Origin of the sequence: Actinocrispum wychmicini, from assembly GCF_004345645.1 — a bacterium.
Classification (GTDB): domain Bacteria; phylum Actinomycetota; class Actinomycetes; order Mycobacteriales; family Pseudonocardiaceae; genus Kibdelosporangium; species Kibdelosporangium wychmicini.
Genome location: NZ_SLWS01000006.1, coordinates 47,021 through 66,041, shown reverse-complemented (window position 1 = coordinate 66,041; position 19,021 = coordinate 47,021). Strand labels below are relative to the sequence as shown.

16 protein-coding genes are annotated in these 19,021 nt (G+C 69.4%); 8 read left to right on the top strand and 8 right to left on the bottom strand.

Going from position 1 to position 19,021, the window contains the following annotated elements; translation table 11 throughout:
• Positions 1-258 precede the first annotated feature (258 nt).
• The gene (locus tag EV192_RS26365) at positions 259-1,704 is read left to right on the top strand and encodes an aromatic amino acid ammonia-lyase (RefSeq protein WP_132120008.1); all 1,446 of its coding nucleotides are present in this window, start codon (positions 259-261) and stop codon (positions 1,702-1,704) included.
• On the opposite strand, the gene EV192_RS26360 is transcribed toward EV192_RS26365, so the two are convergent.
• Positions 1,701-2,348, bottom strand: a complete 648-nt coding sequence (locus EV192_RS26360; protein WP_132120006.1) for a GOLPH3/VPS74 family protein — start codon at positions 2,346-2,348, stop codon at positions 1,701-1,703. The two genes, EV192_RS26365 and EV192_RS26360, sit on opposite strands and share 4 nt — an antisense overlap.
• 109 nt (positions 2,349-2,457) lie before the next feature.
• On the opposite strand from EV192_RS26360, the gene EV192_RS26355 reads away from it, so the two are divergent.
• The 7 genes from EV192_RS26355 to EV192_RS26325 all read left to right on the top strand — a co-directional run bounded on the left by EV192_RS26355 (position 2,458) and on the right by EV192_RS26325 (position 9,563).
• Positions 2,458-3,900 (top strand): APC family permease, encoded by a 1,443-nt coding sequence (locus tag EV192_RS26355; RefSeq protein WP_132120004.1) that lies wholly within the window; start codon positions 2,458-2,460, stop codon positions 3,898-3,900.
• Positions 3,897-4,481, top strand: coding sequence for a GNAT family N-acetyltransferase (locus EV192_RS26350; RefSeq protein ID WP_132120002.1), 585 nt, complete (start codon positions 3,897-3,899; stop codon positions 4,479-4,481). Before EV192_RS26355 ends, EV192_RS26350 begins: the two co-directional genes overlap by 4 nt.
• A gap of 13 nt (positions 4,482-4,494) precedes the next feature.
• Positions 4,495-5,157, top strand: coding sequence for a DUF2461 domain-containing protein (locus tag EV192_RS26345; RefSeq protein WP_132120000.1), 663 nt, complete (start codon positions 4,495-4,497; stop codon positions 5,155-5,157).
• 50 nt (positions 5,158-5,207) lie between these two features.
• The gene (locus tag EV192_RS26340) at positions 5,208-6,542 is read left to right on the top strand and encodes a pentapeptide repeat-containing protein (protein ID WP_132119998.1); all 1,335 of its coding nucleotides are present in this window, start codon (positions 5,208-5,210) and stop codon (positions 6,540-6,542) included.
• A 91-nt stretch (positions 6,543-6,633) separates the two neighbouring features.
• The gene (pyk, locus tag EV192_RS26335) at positions 6,634-8,058 is read left to right on the top strand and encodes a pyruvate kinase (protein ID WP_132119996.1); all 1,425 of its coding nucleotides are present in this window, start codon (positions 6,634-6,636) and stop codon (positions 8,056-8,058) included.
• 9 nt (positions 8,059-8,067) lie between these two features.
• On the top strand, positions 8,068-8,970 hold the full coding sequence (tesB, locus tag EV192_RS26330) for an acyl-CoA thioesterase II (RefSeq protein WP_132119994.1): 903 nt from the start codon (positions 8,068-8,070) through the stop codon (positions 8,968-8,970).
• Positions 8,967-9,563, top strand: coding sequence for a hypothetical protein (locus EV192_RS26325; RefSeq protein ID WP_132119992.1), 597 nt, complete (start codon positions 8,967-8,969; stop codon positions 9,561-9,563). The genes tesB and EV192_RS26325 overlap by 4 nt, the downstream gene beginning before the upstream one ends.
• On the opposite strand, the gene EV192_RS26320 is transcribed toward EV192_RS26325, so the two are convergent.
• From EV192_RS26320 to EV192_RS26290, 7 genes are read right to left on the bottom strand one after another with little or no spacing between them, the layout of a single operon-like run.
• Positions 9,560-11,116, bottom strand: a complete 1,557-nt coding sequence (locus EV192_RS26320; RefSeq protein WP_132119990.1) for a thiopeptide-type bacteriocin biosynthesis protein — start codon at positions 11,114-11,116, stop codon at positions 9,560-9,562. The genes EV192_RS26325 and EV192_RS26320 overlap by 4 nt on opposite strands.
• Complete coding sequence (locus EV192_RS26315) at positions 11,113-12,114, bottom strand: nitroreductase family protein (protein ID WP_132119988.1); 1,002 nt, start codon at positions 12,112-12,114, stop codon at positions 11,113-11,115. Before EV192_RS26315 ends, EV192_RS26320 begins: the two co-directional genes overlap by 4 nt.
• Entirely contained in the window at positions 12,111-13,835 is a 1,725-nt protein-coding gene (locus EV192_RS26310; RefSeq protein WP_132119986.1) for a YcaO-like family protein, read from the bottom strand. Before EV192_RS26310 ends, EV192_RS26315 begins: the two co-directional genes overlap by 4 nt.
• A complete protein-coding gene (locus tag EV192_RS26305; protein ID WP_132119984.1) occupies positions 13,832-14,047 on the bottom strand; it encodes a hypothetical protein in 216 nt (71 codons plus the stop codon). Before EV192_RS26305 ends, EV192_RS26310 begins: the two co-directional genes overlap by 4 nt.
• Positions 14,044-15,495, bottom strand: coding sequence for a hypothetical protein (locus EV192_RS26300; RefSeq protein WP_132119982.1), 1,452 nt, complete (start codon positions 15,493-15,495; stop codon positions 14,044-14,046). Before EV192_RS26300 ends, EV192_RS26305 begins: the two co-directional genes overlap by 4 nt.
• Before the next feature lie 7 nt (positions 15,496-15,502).
• Positions 15,503-16,600, bottom strand: coding sequence for a lantibiotic dehydratase C-terminal domain-containing protein (locus EV192_RS26295; protein ID WP_132119980.1), 1,098 nt, complete (start codon positions 16,598-16,600; stop codon positions 15,503-15,505).
• Entirely contained in the window at positions 16,600-18,993 is a 2,394-nt protein-coding gene (locus EV192_RS26290) for a lantibiotic dehydratase (RefSeq protein WP_165960618.1), read from the bottom strand. Before EV192_RS26290 ends, EV192_RS26295 begins: the two co-directional genes overlap by 1 nt.
• Positions 18,994-19,021 lie beyond the last annotated feature (28 nt).

The window sequence follows — 19,021 nt, the reverse complement described above, 5'->3', positions numbered from 1 at the left end:
ACCGCTGCCGTGACCAGCAGGGCGATGGCGACGAAGAAGTACGAGTTGCCGAGCAGTTGTTGCCCGGCGGTCCAGTCGAGTTCCCTGTCCCCGGCCGACGGGAACCACCAGAACGGCGCGAGGAGGAAAACGGCCAGTGCGCTGCCGGCGAAAGCGAGCGGCCGCGCTGGACCTGATGAACGGGCATGGTCGAGTGGACCGCGAAGCACAGTGCGGGAATAGAGGCGGAGCGCGCCGCTTATGACGCACAATGGCGTCATGGCTGACATCGTCCTCAATGGTGGGTCGTTGCGTTGTGACGACGTGGTCACGTTCGCGGCTGGGAAGGTCCACGTCGCTGTCGACCCTGGGGCGCTGGCGCACGTTGAGGACGCGTGGCGGCTCGGGCTTGAAGCTGTGGTGCGCCGTGCGGTGTACGGTCGCACGACCGGTGTCGGGGCGAACAAGAGCGTTGTCACTGCGGGGTCGGCGGAGGACGGGCTGCGGTTGATGCGCAGTCATGCCGGTGGCGTCGGCGAGCTCATGACGGCCGAGGTCGTCCGGGCCATGCTGTTGGTCCGACTCAATCAGCTCATGGCAGGACGGGCAGGCGTCCATCCGCGGGTGTTGAACGCTGTCGCGGCGGCGCTGAACACGAACTCCTTGCCTACCGTGCACAGGATTGGGGCCATCGGCACCAGTGATCTGACGGCGCTGGCGGAGACGGCGTTGACGTTGGTCGGTGAACGGCCGTGGGCGACTGGCGGCGTCGAGCCGGTCGATTTCGGCGCCGGCGAGGCACTGGGGTTCATGTCGAGCAACGCGGCCACGCTCGCTGACGCCGTCCTGGTGACCGTGGAGCTGCGGAACCTGTTGCATGCCAGTCACACCGTCGCCGCGCTGTCGTACATCGCCCTCGGCGGCTCGCCTGAGCCGTACGCGCGGACCGTGCACGCCGCGAAACCCCATCCAGGGCAGGTGGAGTGTGCCGCGGAGATGCGTCGCCTGCTGGGAATGACCGCGGTGCCCCTGCCAGGGCGGCGGATCCAGGACCCGTACGGGCTGCGGGCGTTCCCGCAGGTACAGGGACCGGCGCTGGATGCCGTGGCGTACCTGGAAAAGGTGCTCACGACGGAGATCAACGCTAGTGCGGAGAACCCGATGATCTCCGTGTCGGACAACGACATCTACCACAACGCCAACTTCCACACCGCGTACGTGGCCGTCGCGTTGGACACCGCGCGGGCGACTGTGCACTCGGTGGCCGAGTTGTCCGCGGCCCGCCTGGGCGATCTGGTCGAACCGGATCAAACGGACCTGCCGGCGTTCCTCGCGTCCGGCCCGGCGGGCAGTTCGGGCGTGATGATCCTGGAGTACGTGGCGCACGACGCGTTGGCCGCGTTGCGGCAGGCGGCCTTGCCCGTGACGCTGGGAACAGCGGTGGTGTCACGCGGACTGGAGGACCACGCGTCGTTCTCCACCCAAGCGGCGCGTCAGGCCAAACGGGTCGCCAACGCCTACCGGATCGTCCTGGGCTGTGAGCTGGTCGCCGCGGTCCGCGCGCTGCGGATGCGTAAGGCGAACGTGGTGGACCTGCCGGTACGAACGGCTTACGAGCTGGCGAAAAGCGTCCTCGACCCACGGCTGGACGACCGGCCGCTGACCGACGACGTCGAACGGGCAGCCGCCCTGCTGGAAGACCTGGATCGGTCCACTGTGGACTAGCCGCGGTTGCCGCCGTACACGTCGGCGGCGACCGCGGACTCCACTGCGGACAGCACACCGGCCATCGGATCGACGATCTTCGCCCGGGACTGCTCGATCCAGTCCGCCGCCTCCCGGCGGGTCAGGTCCGGGTCGCAGATGTCGTCCAGGCCGATCGTCCACGCGAGGTGGGCGAGGACCGCGGTCGGCAGGTCGCAGGTGGTGCGGCCGAGCATGGCCGACCGGACCCGCGCGCGGGGCTCGGACGCGATCCGCAGTTCGGTCGGCTGGTAACTCAGCGTCAGCTTGAACATGCCGCGTTTCTCTTTTGGAGTAACCAATTGCCGAACGGCCAACGTCTCCACCACGGAGTCGAAGATCAGTTCCCGGAGGTACTCCACCCAGTCGCGGGCACCGTGTTGGTCCGTTTCGCCCACCACCAGTGCCAACGCGCGGTCGGCAACGGGCTCGCCGATGTCGTAACGTCCGGTCAGTACCACAGTGCCGTGGTCCAACGTGATTCGCTGGTGGAACAGCAGATCTGCGAGAACAGCGCCGGACAGACCGATGTCAAGCAGATTCCGGCCGACTCTGGCCCGGCCGGTGAACGGATCATGACCGAGGAAGAACAGGCATTCGCACAACGACAGGCCGGCGAACGGCACGCTTTACTCCCGTGGATGGAAATTGGTGGAACCAATAGATCTGCGCGGGCGCTTGATCCTATACTGCCGCGCGACCCTCGGGACCGCTCCGCAGGAGGACAACAGAATCATGGTGACCGAAGCACCGAGCTTCACGCGCAGTCTCGCCAGGCCACGCCTGGGTGCCACGCAGATAGTCTCCTTCGTGGTCGCCGCATCCGGCCCGCTGATCGCCATCGCCGGCGGGGTGTCCACCACGTACGCGGTGACCGGGATCATTGGTGTACCACTGTCATTTGTCCTGTTGGCACCGGTACTCCTGCTGTTCACCGTCGGCTACGCCGCGATGAGCCGACATATCACCAACGCCGGTGCGTTCTATCCCTATGTGGCGAACGGGATCTCAAGAGGCGCGGGCATCTCGGTGTCGTTCGTGGCGCTGCTGGCGTACAACGCGATCCAGATCAGTGTGTACGGCCTGTTCGGATGGTCGGTCGCGAACTACATCCAGGAGAAGACCGGCACGACCAGCCCGTGGTGGCTGTGGGCGGTCGCGATGCTCGTGATCGTCGGTGTGCTCGGCGCGTTGCGAGTGGACATCAACGCCCGTGTGCTCGGTGTCCTTTTGTTGCTGGAATGCGCGGTCATCGTGATCATCGACGTGGCGCTGTTGAGCAACCCGGCGGCGCCCGGTGGTCACGAACTGGCGCCGATGAACCCGTCGAACCTGTTCGTCGCCGGTGTCGGCGCTGTGTTCGCGTTCTCTGTCGCGGCGTTCACCGGATTCGAGGGCGCGGCGACGTACGGCGAGGAAACCCGCAACCCCAGCCGAACCATCGCGATGGCCACCTATGTCGCGGTCGGCGTGACGGCGGTGCTGTACGCGGTGTCCGCGTTGGCGATGGCCGTCGGGACAGGCCCCGACCAGGTCGTCGCGCAGACCCAGCAGCAGGGGCCGGCGCTGTGGTTCGGGCTGAGCAGCCAGCACCTGGGCACGGTGTTCACCGACGTCGTCAACATCCTGTTCCTCACCAGCCAGTTCGCCTGCCTGCTCAGCTTCCACAACGCGGTCGCCCGCTACTTCTTCGCGCTGGGCCGGGAAGGGGTGCTGCCGGACATGCTCGGCCGGACCAACCGGAAGACCGGCGCGCCGGTCGCCGGGTCGCTCGCCCAGTCCGCGGTCGCGCTGATCGTGGTCCTCGGGTTCGCCTTCGCCGGCGCGGACCCGATCCTGCAGCTGTTCACGTGGCTGGGCACCACCGCGTCCACCGGCGTGGTCTGGATCATGGCCATGGTGTCGTTGTCCGTGCTCGGCTTCTTCCGTCGGCGGGCCGGCAACGAGACCGTGTGGCAGCGGACGGTCGCGCCCGCGCTCGCCGCCCTGCTGCTGGTCGCGTTGCTGGTGCTGATCATCGTCAACTTCGACCGGCTGGTCGGCACGGGCCCCGACTCCGTGTTGCGGTGGCTCCTGCCGGGACTGCTGGTGGTCGCCGCGCTGGCGGGTTACGCGCGGAGTGCGGTCCTGCGCGCGCGGAAGCCGGAGACCTACGCCAAAGTCGGGGGAGTTCGATGATCCGCGAAGCCGGTACGGACGATCTCAAGGAGGTCGGGATCCTGCTGGGTGCCGCGTTCCAGCGGGATCCGATCAGCACGTGGCTGTTCCCGGACAGGACGCGTCGCGCGCAGGTGCAGCCGTTGTTCTTCGAGACATTCTCGGCGATCGCGCTGGAGACCGGCGGGGCCATCTACCTCACCGAGAGCGGGACCGCCTGCACGGTCTGGTTCCCCAGCGTCGACGAGGACGACGACGAGGGCGATTTCATGGCCCGGTTCGACATGCTCACCCAGGAGGAGGCCGACCTGTTCGGCACCCTCGCCGGGCAGATGGCCGAGCACCACCCGACCCGGGGGACCCACCGGCACCTGCAGTTCATCGGCGTGCACCCGGACCACCAGCGCTCCGGCGTCGGCGGCGAGCTGCTCAAGATGAACCTGGCCCGGCTGGACGAGCTGGGCCTGCCGGCCTACCTCGAAGCCAGCTCGACCACGAGCACCTCGCTCTACCTGCGGCTCGGGTTCGAGCACATCGGCACCCCGTTCGGACCCGGCACCCGGGCCAAGATGTACCCGATGTGGCGGGAACCGGCCGGGTAATAAGCTGCCCCGGGTGAGGTTCGAGGGATTCGGCGAGCACGCGATCGACTTCTACGACGGGTTGGAAGCCGACAACACCAAGGCGTACTGGGACGACAACCGCGATGTGTACAACGTAGACGTCCGGGCGCCGATGGAGGCGTTGCTCGCCGAACTGGCCGCCGAGTTCGGCGGCGACTTCGGCTCGGCCAAGGTGTTCCGGCCGTACCGGGACGTCCGGTTCGCCAAGGACAAGACGCCGTACAAGACCAACTGTGGCGGCGTGATCGAGCAGGGCCGCGGCGGCGGCGCGTACTACGTGGAGGTCAGCCCGGCCGGGCTGCGGGTCGGCGGCGGCTGCTTCCACCTGGAGTCCGACCAGGTCGCCCGGTTCCGGACGGCGATCGCCGAGGACATCCACGGCACCGTCCTCGAACAGACCGTCGCCAAGCTGCGCAAAGGCGGCTGGGACATCCGCGGCGACCAGCTGAAGACCAGGCCCAAGGGGTACGACGCGGACCACCCGCGGATCGACCTGCTCAAGCACAAGTCGCTGTACGCGGTCCGGGTCTGGGAACCCGGCGACTTCCTGCACGAACGCAAGTGCTTCGACCGGGTCCGCAAGGCGTGGCGGGACGTGCGGACGCTCAACGAATGGGCCCGTGACCACGTCGGTGTCAGCGTCCGCTCCGCATAGTGGCTACACCCGAATTGGTGAACACCGCGTCGCTGAGAGAGCATCACGACATGGAACGCACCCCATGGTCCTGGTGGCGGATGGCTGCGTTGATCACCGCGCCGGTGTTCGGCGCGGCCGCCATCGCGCTGGCCGTCCTGCTGATGGCGTCGCCCGACAACACGGTCTCGGAGATCACCCGCTCCGCCGTGCTGGTCGGCGCGCTGACCGCCGGGGCGATGGGGTTACTCCTGCTCGGGCGGCATTTCTGGCGGGTGGAGAACGCCGCCAACGCGAAGGAACACGACGCCGACGAGCGCCGTGGGGCGGACGCGTACGCGCGGGCCGCGGACCAGCTCGGCTCTGACAAGGCCCCGGTCCGGCTGGCCGGCCTGTACGCGTTGGAACGGCTCGCGCAGGTCGACAAGCAGTACCGGCAGACGATCGTGAACGTCGTCTGCTCGTACCTGCGGATGCCGTACGCCCCGCCCGAGCAGGCCGGGGACAGCGTCGGTGACGTCGCCGAACGCGGTGTCCGGCTGGCCGCGCAGCGGATGCTGGCCACCCACCTCAAGCCGACCGACGAGGACACGTTCTGGCCGGACGTCGACCTGGACCTGGCCGGCGCCACCCTGATCGACTTCACGCTGGTCGGCTGTCGGGTCCGGGCGGCGTCGTTCGAGCGGGCCCACTTCGCCGGCGACATCTCGCTGAGCGGCACGCAGTTCGGCGCGGACGTGAAGTTCGGCAACGCGCGGTTCGTCAGCCGCCGCGCCGACCTGAGGGGTGTCTGGTTCGCCGGCAGTGCCGACTTCGTCGGCGCCGGGTTCGCCGGGGACGTCGAGTTCGTCGGTTCGAAGTTCACCGCGCCCGCGTTGTTCGGCAAGGCCGTGTTCGCCGGGACGGCCGACTTCACCCAGGTCGCGTTCAACAGTGCCGGGCATTTCCGGACGGTGATGTTCGTCGGCCGGGCGGAGTTCCCGGGCGCCTGGTTCGCCGGCGACGCGGACTTCAGCGGCGCCGCGTTCGCCAAGGACGCGATGTTCAACGGCGTGCGGTTCAACGGCCAGGTGGAGGCGCTCGGCGCGTACTTCGCGGCGCACTGCAGCTTCCGGGGCGCGTACTTCACCCGCAACGGCGACATGCGGGCGTCCCGGTTCGCCGGGAACGTCGACTTCACCGAGGCGTGGTTCGCCGCCACGGCCATGTTGGACGGTGGCCGGGTGCGAGTGGACACCGACCGCAGCCTGTCGATCTGGCCGAACGGCTGGGTGATCCGGGAGCCACGGGACGAAGTGGACTCACGGTTGGCCGACCGGGAAGGGGTCTGGGGGTACCTGATCAGGCTGAACGCACCGGAGAAGCCGGTCGCGGCCGACCGCGGCGCACCACCCAACGCGCCCTGACCTGGCGTATTTCACGATACGGTTCCACGTTGGCAAATTACCGGTGGGTAGTTCAGGATCGGTTCAGCTCCAAGGGCTAGGCTGCGGCAATGTGAGCCGACGCGCAAAGATCGTCTGTACCCTGGGGCCCGCGACATCGACCCCGGAACGAGTCCTGGAGCTCGTAGAGGCGGGTATGGATGTCGCGAGAATGAATTTCAGCCACGGCAGCCACAGCGACCACAAGCAGGTGTACGACCTGGTCCGCGCTGCCTCTGACCAGACGGGCCACGCCGTCGGGATCATGGGCGACCTGCAGGGGCCGAAGATCCGCCTCGGCACGTTCGCCGCCGGTCCGGTCGAGTGGCGTACCGGGGAGACCGTCCGGATCACCGTCGACAACGTCGTCGGCACCCACGACCGCGTCTCCACCACGTACGAGGGCCTGGCCAGGGACGCCAAGGCGGGGGACCGGCTGCTGGTCGACGACGGCAAGGTCGGCCTGGTGGTCACCGCGATCGAGGGCCAGGACGTGGTCTGCGAGGTCACCGAGGGCGGCCCGGTCAGCAACAACAAGGGCCTGTCGCTGCCCGGTATGGACGTGTCCGTGCCGGCGATGAGCGAGAAGGACATCGAGGACCTGGAGTTCGCGCTCCAGTTGGGCGTGGACTTCATCGCGCTGTCGTTCGTCCGGTCGCCGGCCGACATCGACCTGGTGCACCAGGTGATGGACCGGGTCGGCCGGGGCCGGCTGCCGGTGATCGCCAAGCTGGAGAAGCCGGAGGCGGTGGACAACCTGGAAGCCGTCGTGCTGGCGTTCGACGGCGTCATGGTCGCCCGCGGTGACCTGGGCGTGGAGCTGCCGCTGGAGCAGGTGCCGCTGGTGCAGAAGCGGGCGATCCAGATCGCCAGGGAGAACGCCAAGCCGGTGATCGTGGCCACCCAGATGCTCGACTCGATGATCAACAACTCCCGGCCGACCCGCGCCGAGGCGTCCGACGTGGCCAACGCGGTGCTCGACGGCGCCGACGCGGTCATGCTGTCCGGCGAGACCAGCGTGGGCCGGTACCCGATCGAGTCGGTCCAGACGATGAGCCGGATCGTGGAGGCGGTGGAGACCGAGTCGGTGGTGGTGCCGCCGCTCACGCACGTGCCGCGGACCAAGCGCGGTGTGCTGTCCTACGCGGCCCGCGACATCGGCGAGCGGCTCAACGCCAAGGCCCTCGTCGCGTTCACCCAGTCCGGGGACACGGTCCGTCGCCTGGCCCGGCTGCACACGCACCTGCCGCTGCTGGCGTTCACGCCCGAACAGGACGTGCGCAGCCAGTTGGCGCTCACCTGGGGCACCGAGACGTTCCTGGTCCCCCGGGTCGAGTCCACCGACCAGATGGTCCGCCAGGTGGACATCTCGATGCTGTCCATCGGCCGCTACCAGCCGGGCGATCTGGTGGTGATCGTCGCAGGGTCGCCACCCGGGACGGTCGGGTCGACTAACCTCATCCGAGTTCACCGGTTGGGCGAGGAAGACCACGCGTAGGAGCAGCACATGACGGAGGTCGCGCGGGCCGCGGCGGCGGATCCCGGTGCGGCCGGGCAGCCGATGTTGGACCGCCTGGTCGCCCTGCTCGACCTCGAGGTGATCGAGGACAACATCTTCCGCGGGGTCAGTCCCGCCGACCGCCCGATCCGGGTGTTCGGCGGGCAGGTCGCCGGCCAGGCCCTGATCGCGGCGGGCCGGACCGTCCCGCCCGAACGGCACGTGCATTCCCTGCACGCCTACTTCATCCGCGGCGGCGACCCCAGCATCCCGATCGTCTACGAGGTGGACCGGATCCGCGACGGCCGGTCGTTCACCACCCGCCGGGTGGTCGCGATCCAACGCGGCAAGGCCATTTTCTCGCTGTCGGCGTCCTTCCAGGTGGTTGAACCGGGCCTGGAGCACGCCGACCCGATGCCGGACGTGCCCGGCCCGGACGACCTGCCCACGTACCTGGACCTGGTGGCCAAGGCGGGGGAGAAGCTGGAGCCGTTCCGGTCCATGCCCCGGCCGATCGACATCCGGTACGTGACCGAACCGCCCTGGATCTCCCGGGACACGGGCCCGCGTGAGGCCCGCAACCAGGTGTGGATGCGCGCGGACGGGAAACTCGCGGACGACCCGTTGCTGCACGTCTGCGTGCTGGCCTATGCCTCGGACATGACCCTGCTGGACGCGCCCCTGGCCCGGCACGGCGTCTACTGGTGGACGGACAAGGTGATCGGCGCGTCCCTGGACCACGCCATGTGGTTCCACCGTCCGTTCCGGGCCGACGAATGGGTGCTGTACGACTGCGAGTCCCCGAGCGCCTCGGGTGCGCGCGGGATGGCCACGGGCAGGTTCTTCGCCCAGGACGGCCGGCTGATCGCCACTGTTGTCCAAGAAGGACTGTTGCGGATCGTCGGGCAGTGACAGCACACAGGTTGTTGGAACCCACGGCGCTCGGCGAACGGTGGATCGCCCTGCGGGAAGGTGTGGCCGCCTCGAACGCCGCCCTGCGCGGCGGCCAGGACACCCGGGCACTGGCCGCGGAGACCGCCATTGTCGCCTTCCTGCACGGCGACATGGCCGCGGAGCGGCCCATCGCACCGATCGAGTTCCACATCGACACCACAACGCGGCGGTTCGACCAGGTCGCACCGGACTACCTCCAGACGACCAGCAAGGCGATTCCCCTGTTCTCGCCCCGTTTCGTGGCGGAGCAGAAGGAGACTCTCGGCGATGACGTCGAGTTCGTTCCGGTGCGCCTCGTCCTTGAGGACGGCGCCCGCGAGTTCGCCGTGGCCCGGACGCTGCGGCGCCTGCCGATCATCGACGCCGACGCGTCCGAGTACCGAAAGCTGGGTCCCGTCCGCCTGCGCTCGGTGACACGGTTCATCCCCCTGCCCGAGGACGCTCATGTCGTGCGCGACGCGGACGACGGCGCCGTGCTGGTCGCGACGGACCGGTTCGTCGCCCTCATCGCCGAACACGGATACCACGTTGGCCATCTGCCCTATCGCTAGAACGTCCGGGGGCCTTGTTGCTGGTTGTCGTAGGCGGCCAGTCTCGCCACCGGCATCAGGTACGCGAGCGTGTCGTTCACGCCGTCCAGGTTGAGCAGGTCGTGCGCGAGGTCGTCGTAGATCCCGCCGATCAGGCCGAGGTTGAGGCCCATCGCGGCGGCCACCAGGCCGAGGTTCTGGGCGAGGTGCCCGGCTTCCATGAACGCGAACCGCAGTCCCCGCAGGCCGTAGGTCTCCCGCAGCACGCCAAGCCGGACGTAAAGCGCCAGCACGGCAGGGGTTTCGGCCAACGGCGTCGTCTCCGGCCCGAGCCACATCGACGTGGTCTCCAGATCCTCCACCGACGGGCACGGCGCCGCCCACTGCAAGGTGCGGGACTCCTCGTCGGCGTCGTAGCATCCGGGATACAGGCCGGGGATGTTCAGCGCGATCACCCGGATCCGGGCCGCGTACTTGGCGCCGGCGCTGGGATACGGCCGCCGGAAGCCGATGGCGCCCTGAGCCGTCCACAGCAGCGTCGAAAGGTCCTTTGTGTACAGATGGCCGGCCAGTTGCGCGCCGCGGCCGGTCTCCCTGGCCACCAGCACCTTCACCAGCCTGTTCAGCAGCACCTGCGGCTCGGGCAGCGGGATGCCCGGCTGCCTGGGGCCGTTGTGGCGCGGTTTGTGCAGCGGGTGCTGGGAGTGGAAGCCGGGCAGGAACTTGCTGGCCTCCATGTACTTCAGGTCCAGGTCGTCGCCGTGGAACTCGGCGACCCCGTCGGCCAGCGCGGTGGCCGCGACCACCCAGCACACGATCCGCTCCTGGTCCGAGCCGACGCCGATCCGGTTGAACAGCATGTGCAACTGGGACGCCACCACCCGTGCCATCGTCACTTTGGAGGCGCGGACCTCGGCGAGCCAGTAGGCGGTCGCGCCGGACGGCTCCTGGTCCCATCGCGCGGCCAACTCCTTGCCGTGCCGTTCCAACACCTGATGGGCGGCGACGTGCGACTCGACCGTCGGCGGGGCGGCGGGTTCCTGGGTGAACCGCCAGCTGTTGCCCATCAACCGCAACCAGGACGCCGCCTCAGCCCGGGACAGGCCAAGCGCCTGGGTGGTGGCCATGGCCAGTTGCATGGCGGCGGTCAGCCGCGCGCTCACCGAGGACGTGGACTTCAGGACGGCGATGGCCACCTCGGTGCTGCGGCAGAACAGGTTCTCCGCGGCCGGCACGGCTGACCGGCCGCCGTAGCGTTCGGTTTCCGGCTCGTACGGCACTTCCCGGACGTCGCCGTGGGGCAGCCACGCCGTGCTGGCCGCACCGATGCTGGCGTAGAACTTCTCCGGGTCGATCTCCTGCACCGGATAGTCCTGGGCGGCGATCAGGTCACGCAGTCGTGCGGCGACGTCCACCTCGCCGCGGATGCGGATCCGCAGGTGTGGACCGGTCTCCCAGTACCGCACGAAGAACCATTCGTGGTCGCGCAGCAGCGGAACCAGTTGGGCGACAATGAACTCGTCCACGTGTTCGGGCTGCCAGGACAGTCGGCAATGCAGGCTGGTCCACGTCATGTCGACTCCAGCGGTGTGAGGTCGTACGAGAAACCGGTGGCCCGCGGTCGCGCCGCCACCAGCACGTACAGCAGGCTGTGCGAGACAGGCGCCCCCAGCGCCGCCTCCAGCCCGACGTCGTCGAAACTGCGCAGCGGCCGGCAGAACATCCCCACCGACGCGGCCGCGTCGCACACCCGTTGTCCCAAAGCGCCGGCGGCGCGCAACAACGCCCAATACGAGTCCTGATGCGCGGGGATGTCCGCGGTGACCATCAGCGCGAGGTTCATCGCGGCCAGATCGATGACCGCCTGCGGATGCCCGTGGTACCGCTGCACTTCGTCCATCAGGCCATCGGGCACACCGACAACGTTCCGCGTCACCAACCACAGGCGCAACGCGGGGTCAGCATCCTTGGTGGCCGCGACGAAAGTCTCCAACGCCGCGTGGGGAAGCGGTCGCGGGTCGGCGCCCAACCCACGCGGCCCGACTCCGGAACTTCGTCGAACAGTGGTCCACGGCCGCGCAACTCCGCCTGGGGCAACGGAAACACCATCGGCGTCCGTGGTTGCCAGCAGTCCCAACGCTTGCGCTCGGGAGACCAATGCCGACGTCAGGTGGCCGACCTCCAGCTCCACGAGCGCGTCGGCGAACGACCCGTACCCACTGGACAACCGGTCCGTGCGCCGGATGAACTCAAGACGAACCGGCCCGTCCAACGAAGGCGCCGACGCGCCGACGGTCGCCCGCCGGACGGGATCGACCGGCCACCGCCGTCCGGCCACGACGACGTCGACATCCACCAGATAGGCCGCGCGCGGCGACGGATAAGCGCGGTGGTCGTTGTACTGGTTCCACGGCTCCCATCGTTGCGGCGACAGGACATCCACCAGCAACCGGCCCACCAGGTTGTTCGGCAACGGCAGCCGGGGACCCGGCACAGGGACCGGCACCGGCGTGGGGCCGACGCTGATAACCTTGCCAGGGCCGTGGGTGTAGGCCGCCGCCAGGCCGTTCATGGGAAGGGATGTGGTTGTAGGGCAAGGGATTCGTAGGCGAGCTGGGTCCTGATCCGGCCGAGTTTCTGCGGCACTTCGAGCAGCCTGGGTAGCCCGCGGGTGCGCCGGTGCAGGTGGCCGAACGTCATCGGCAATGTGCCGGGGACGATCACCTTCGCCGAGTACAGTCCGAGCCGGGCCGCGGTCACCGGGTCGGACTGGTCGACCGCGACGATCTCCAGCTTCAGCCGGCAGAACCGGGCCACGTAGTCGTCGAGCAGATCGCGGAGATCCGTGAACTCGTGAGCGTCCACTTCAGGCAGGGCGACAGTGGGCTGCCCGAACAGGAACTCGTGCCGGTCAGCGGCCTCGGGCAGCGCGTTGACCATGACGTGCTCGGCCATCGTCCGGATCAGTTCCGGCGACTCCAGCAGCCGCAGCAGCCGGTCCCGCGAGTACGTCACCGGGTCGGCGGCGACTCTGTCCACCATGGACTCCACGTCCACGACCACCTCGGCGGCCGCGGACCGCATGGCGCGCGCGGGATCTGGATGTGCGCCCGCCGCGTAGAAGATCCGCGGGGCGTCGGGACTCGTCCCCTGGTAGCGGGCGACGCTGATCACGGCCGGGATGCCGAGGTCGTTGGTGGCGTCGAAGAACATCAGCTCGTAGCCGATGGCCGCCAGGCGGTCGACCAGATGGGGCAGGTCCCCCTCGGGTACCCGGAGCCGGTTCAACGGGGTCCTCGCGTACCAAGCCATCAGGAACGCGTCCCGCTCGGCGACCTCGAACAACCCGTGCAGCACGGCTTCGGCGAGGCTGTTGCCCAGTCCGCAGCCGTTGGACGTCTCGGCGATGACCTGCGGGCCGCCACCGGCACCCCAGTACGCCACGTTCTTCGGCACCGCGACGGGCTGTTGCCGGGTGAACGACCAGCCCTGCACCCAGCGCAGCCGGGTGTGCGGCCGGTACGGAGTGAGGCCGAACCCCGGGTGGTCGATGTGCTCGGGGTCGTAGCGGCCGAGACCGGCCGGGTCGACCGCCCGGTCCGGGCCGAGTTCGGTGAACGACGCCTCGATGAACGTGCCGGTCCGCTGCGGCCGCATGCCGTTGTGGCGTTCCACCGACTCGAACAACGCGACCCGTTCCGCGTCCGCGAAATCCATCGTCCGCCCGTACCCGGCCTCGCGCGGGACGTGGTCCCCGACGAGTTCCGCGCTCACCACGGCCAGTGGCAGGTGACCGGTCCGGAACACCCCGGCGACCGGCCCGTGCCTGATGTCCAGCAACTCCTCCCGCAGGCCGGCCGCCAACGGATTGTCCCCCCGCAAGGAACCCGGGGAGACGGGCGCGCTGGGCGCGTCCGCGGCGAAGTCCTCCGGCAGCGGGTTGCACGTCGAGCAGCCACCCGGCCGAGGACGGACCCGGTGGTGGGTGACGGTTCCGAGGTCGGTCCGTACCGCCACGACCGTCTCCCGGTAGCTCGACGGCGAGGCCGTGATCTCGGCGATCAGCTTGTCCAGCAACGGCCGCATGGCCGGTGTCGGCAGCCCGCCGAGCCGCATGTGCGAGTTGCCACGCGGGACACCCGGCCCGAGTGTGGCGAGCCGTGTGTGCTCCGCGCAGCTCACGCACACACCCCCGACGGCCGGCCCCAGCAGGACGAGCGCGCCGTCGTGCCGCACGGGCACCGCCGGCCCGTCCACTGTGGCCAGATCGACCAGGGTGTACGACCGGATCATGGTTGGACCAGTTTGAACCCGTTGGCGGCGAGCACCTGGTCGCGGTCGTCCCGCGGCGGCAGCCACCGCCGGCTCGCCCACTTGATCTGGCCGAACGCGGGCCGGTCGGGGTCGTGGAACATCATCAGGGAGCCGTCGTGGCCCATCGGGACGACGGGCTGCTGGACGTCTTCCAGCTCATCGAGCGTGTAGTCGGTCAGTACCTCGATCATCGTTCCACCAACCTCATCAGTTCGGCCTGCAAAGCCGGTTCGCGGTCGCGGACGTCCGCGGGCCAGTGCCAGTCACGGGTCACCCAGGAAGTGTCGGAGTGGGTCATTGAAGGCGCTGCGCCGTTCAGGTGGAACGGCTCGTCGGGCACGTCCACCCCGGCCTGCCTCGCCTGTTCGGCGCCGGTCGCGGCCAACGCGGCGAAGGCGACGGCGTCCGCGGGTGTCGCCTCGATCGCCCACGACAGAACTCGTTCGCCGGCGCGGATCTCGGCGTACACGGCGTGTTCCGCGAGCCGGGTCACCTCGATCGTGGCCGGGACGCCGAACCGCAGGGTCAGCGCCTTCCACCAGCGTCGCGCGGTCGGGTCATCCGCCCAGTCCACTTCGGACAGTATGGTGCCGTCGAGACGTCGCCGCCGGACGGCCGTTCGCAACGTGTCACCGTGCGACTGGGTCAGGTCGATCGCCTCGCCCAGTTCACGGACGACCGCGTCCAGCCGGGCCGCGTCGGCGGTCGTGCCGATGCCGAGGGACGTCCCGCAGACCGCGAGGTTCGCCGGGACCTGCGGCAGGTCCATCGACGGCTCAGGTACCGGCCCGAGCTCGGCGTCCGCCAGAACGTCCAAGGCGCGCAACGGTTCCAGCGGCAGTGACGTCCGCGCGGGCGACAACCACGGGTGATAGGTCGCCCGGAACGGGTCGATCCGGGCGACCAGCACTCCGAGATGCGGGACCACCGGCGGCAGTTCGTCCTCGGAATGCACGATGAACTCCGCAGAGGGGTCGGGCAGCCCGCCGACCGCGCACAGCAGTCGATGCGCGGCGGCCGAGCCGACCAGTGCGGCGAGCACGTCCGGCGGTTCGGCCGGCCGGATGTCCAGTCGGCGGGCGACCGCCTTGGCGTCCGTGACGGCGTCCTCGTAGGTCCCTGGATGCACAACGAACCCGACAGTGTCCGAAGCCCCCGCGGCCACCGCGAAGTCACCTGCGGTCAGAACGAGGTCCTCGCCCGCGACCACCGAAGCCGCGAGTCCCGTGGAGGTGATCGCGCGCAGGGCATAGTCGGCCAGCGGGCTCGGACCAGTGATGGTGATCTCGCTGGCCTGTAGCCGCGTCCACGTCTCCGCCGGGTTCGGCGCGACCGACTCCAGCCAGGTGCGGATCTCGTCCGCCGGACCGGCCCAGTCCGGGTCGACGGTGACGAGCATGTCGTGTGCGCGCAACTGTTCGACGATCATCGCCAGCGCTTTGGCGACCGCGGGTGGCGCGCCCGCCGGGGCGACCAGGTCCGCCGGCGGGACGCCGTCGGCCAGCGACACCGCGATCCGCTGCCAGACCGTCCACAGACCCTTGCCGCCGGTCAGCGTGAAGCTCGACGCCCAGCCCCGGACGTGCAGGCCGGTCGGGGTCGGCGAGGCGTGCACGACCGGCCGGAGACGCACCAGCATCGGTGCCTCACTTCCTTTCCATGCCGGCCAGGTGGTCCGACCAGGCGACACCGGTGATCCGCTGGGTGGCCCGGGTCATCAGGTCGGCCGCGAGGTAGCGCTCCATCGGTGTCACGTCACAGATCGCGAGCAGCTGGTACAGCACGTTGGTGGCGAACCGGTAGACCGTGAGCGGACGCTTGACCAGCGGGTGGTCCAGGTCGACCTCCCACAGCTGGGTGTGGTAGTCGCTGAACTTCGTCCGCTCGGCCGCGTTGTACCGCTGGATGGTGGCCGGATCGCCGGTCTGGTAAGCGATCTGGCCGTGCCGCGGGTTGACCGCCGCCTTCAGGTAGCCCCAGTCGTAGGCGTCCTCGCCGGCCAGCCGCATCCCGATGGTCCAGTGCTGCCAGGCCGCCTCCAGCTGGTTGGTGGGGTGCCCGGCGGCGACCCGCTCGACGGCTTCGACCACCTGGTCGCTGTTGCGTTCCCAGATCCGGTCGAACCGCGCCCGGATGGTCCCGTCCGGGTCGCTGGCCAACAGGAAGTCCTCCAGGTGGGACAGGAACGAGTGGTAGCCGTTGCCCAGGCCGGGCGGGTACCGGCTGGCGTGCACGGCCATCGCGGTCACGGTCAGCTGGACCCGTTCCTGGGTGGTGTCCGCGATCGCGTCCAGCGACTCGCGGACCGCGTCGACGCCGAGGCGCAGGCCGGTCCGGCGGAGGTCGACCAGGATGTCCGAGCCCAGGATGTCGTTCAGCCGGCTGGTGTCGGTCGGCTCGATCCGGACGGTGTTGTTGGGGTACAACGGCTCGTACGGCGGCAGGATGAGTTCGGCCAGCCCGTTGCGTTCGGCCTGGGCCAGCAGTTCGGACCTGGGTATGTCCACTGTGGAGGGATTGTCGGCGACGTACGTCCGCAGCACCTCGGCCGCGGCCTCGGCGGCGGCCCTCGGCCCGTCCAGCCGGATCCGCACGTGCGGGCCGTGCAGCCAGTGCCGTTCCAGGTGTCCGGTGGCGCCGAGCCGGGTCGCGGCGGCGAGCGCGGGCAGCACGGCGTGCCGGATCAACGGCCCCTTGACCGGGTCGTGGTAGTAGCAGATGACGTCGGTCGTGCTGTTGGTCATCACTGTCCCCTCCACCAGGTTTCCGCGACCAGCTCGACCACCCGGCCGGCCGGTACCGGCAGCGCCTCGGTGACCTGGATGTCACCGGTGTGCCGGGTGAAAACCCGTTGCGCGCAACGGGTATGCAGGGCGTTGCCGAAGTCGACGTACTGCGGCTTCGGCGCGTTCAGTCGCTGCTCGAAGTCCGCCATGGACGAGATGCTCCCGCCGGCGCCGACGAAGACGTGCTCAGGCAGTCCGTACCGGGCCCGCAGTCGCGCGGCCGTCAACGCGTTCGTGACGTCCCCGACGGCGAAGTCGGTCCGCAGCCGGTCGCCCTGGGCCCCCGTGAAGTCCCAGGACCGACGCTCCAGAACCACGTCACGGTAACGCAGCCGGCCCTTTTCGAGCACGCCGCCACGGTCCACTATGGACCTCAGATCACTGAGGTCGGCCCAGCCGCAGGACAGGTCCGTGTAGAGCGCGGTCACCCGGTCCGGCAGCATCAACGGCATCAGGAAACCGAGGTACAGCACGTCCACCGACTGTCCGGTCCGGTCGACCAGCCGGATCTCGTCGGTGGTCACGTCGTGCCGCACGGTCAGGTCGTCCAGGGTGAGGTCGGCCCAGTGCATGTCGTCGCTGATCTCGGTGGTGGTCAGCATCGGGTGCAGGTTCGGGTTGAAGCCGCCGACCGGCCGGTACTGGACGAACCCGGCCGGGAAGATCCCAGCCAGGTAGTCGCGCACGTCCGCGTGCGCCTCGGCCGGCAACCGGTTCAGGAAACGGCTGGTGAACCGGCCGAACCCGGCGTACGCGTGGTTCACCACGAGCCCGTCCGCCAGTGGCTGGACGAACCACGAGAACGACACCGGGCGCGCCTTCATCCACTGCGGCAACAGTGTTTCGGCGGTGTCGACCATGTCGTCGGTGATCTCCCGGTCGCCCGTGGACCCGCCGAGCATGCCGGCGAGCTTGGCCCGGATCGTGCTGACCTCGGCGCTGGTCTCGCTTTCGGTCCCGACCAGGGCTTCGACCAGGGCGGACGTGATCAGCTCGGCGCAGTCGGCGGGGTGCGCGCGGCCGCCCCGCCCGTACCGGCGGACGAACTGGTCCCGGGTCAGCCGGCGGATCAGCAGCTGCCGGTCGAACGCCATCATCAGCGGGGTGAGCCGGGCCAGCGTGCCGGTGGCGGCCCGGCCGTGCGCGGGACCCAACCGCGCCACGCCAGGTAGGACGACGTCCTCCGCCACCGGCGTCACACCGGTGGTGTCCACACCCAGTTCCCGCCACCCGGCGTCGAGCTGGGCGACTGCTGTCACCCGCGCGGCCGCGTCCAGCCGGGCGAACTGCTTGGTCTGCTCCGCGAGGGCGGCCAGTCCCTTGTTGTCGAACCGCGTGGCGAGGGCCTGCGCGGCATCCAGGTGCTGCGGGTCGACCGGCGCGATCGGCACCAGCAGGCCGGCGTCCAGGATCGTGGTCACGTACTTCGCGGCGGCACCCGCCTGGTCGGCGGGCAAACGTGCGGCCAAGGCGTTGGTCAGCTCGGCCGGAGTGGCGCCTTCGCCAACGGACGCGACGAGGAACCGCAGCGGACCGTTCGCGGCGACGTCGACCGACTCCTCCTTGCTGACGTACGCGCGCTTGGCCTCCTCCACCGGGACGTCCCGGCGGAACGAGAACCGGCCGTCGTGCTCGCGTAACCCAGGCGCAAGCCGGTGCGGCAGCGTGTCGCGGTGCTCCTGCAGCAACCGCGCGGCAACGCGGGCCAGGAGCGAGTGGTTGACGTCGGTGTGCGCTTCCGGTTCGCCCCACTGGACGTCGTCGACGTCGTCCCAACGGCCCCAACCCACGTACGTGTACCAGGACAACGGGCTGGTCTTCGACGTCGCCCGCAGCGCGTACCGCAGGATTGTGGGCTCGGCCTTGCGGGCCTTCCGGTCGGCGGCGCCGCGCGCGGTCCGTTCCAGGCCGTGCACGAGGTCGCGGCCGGTAAGGACGGCCGCGCGGCGAAGCGGCTCGCTGGCACAGAGTTCGGCGAGTACGGCCCGTTCCGCGGCCAACGCGTCCGGCCACGCGGCTACAACGGCCTCAGCGGCGGCGCTCAGTTGGGCACGTGCCGCGAGCCATGGCCGCAGCTGGGGGACCCGGTCCGGCAGGGTGCCGTAGTCGGCCGGCTTCGGGTCACGTCCATTGTGGACGTCACGGCGGAGCGGCAGCACGACTCGGCGGTGGAAGTCAGCGGGGTGTCCGACGGCACTGTCGTGCAGCGCGTCGGTCAGCTCACGACCCAGTTCGTCTACAGTGGACTGAAGGATGACCAGGGAGCGGAGACTGTCGCGGAACGTCCCCACGACCGGTGCCGGATGGGCCAGGGCGGCCGACCGGACCAGCGCGAACGGTGCGACGAACATCACTGCTCCCAGGTATCGGGTCCGGTGG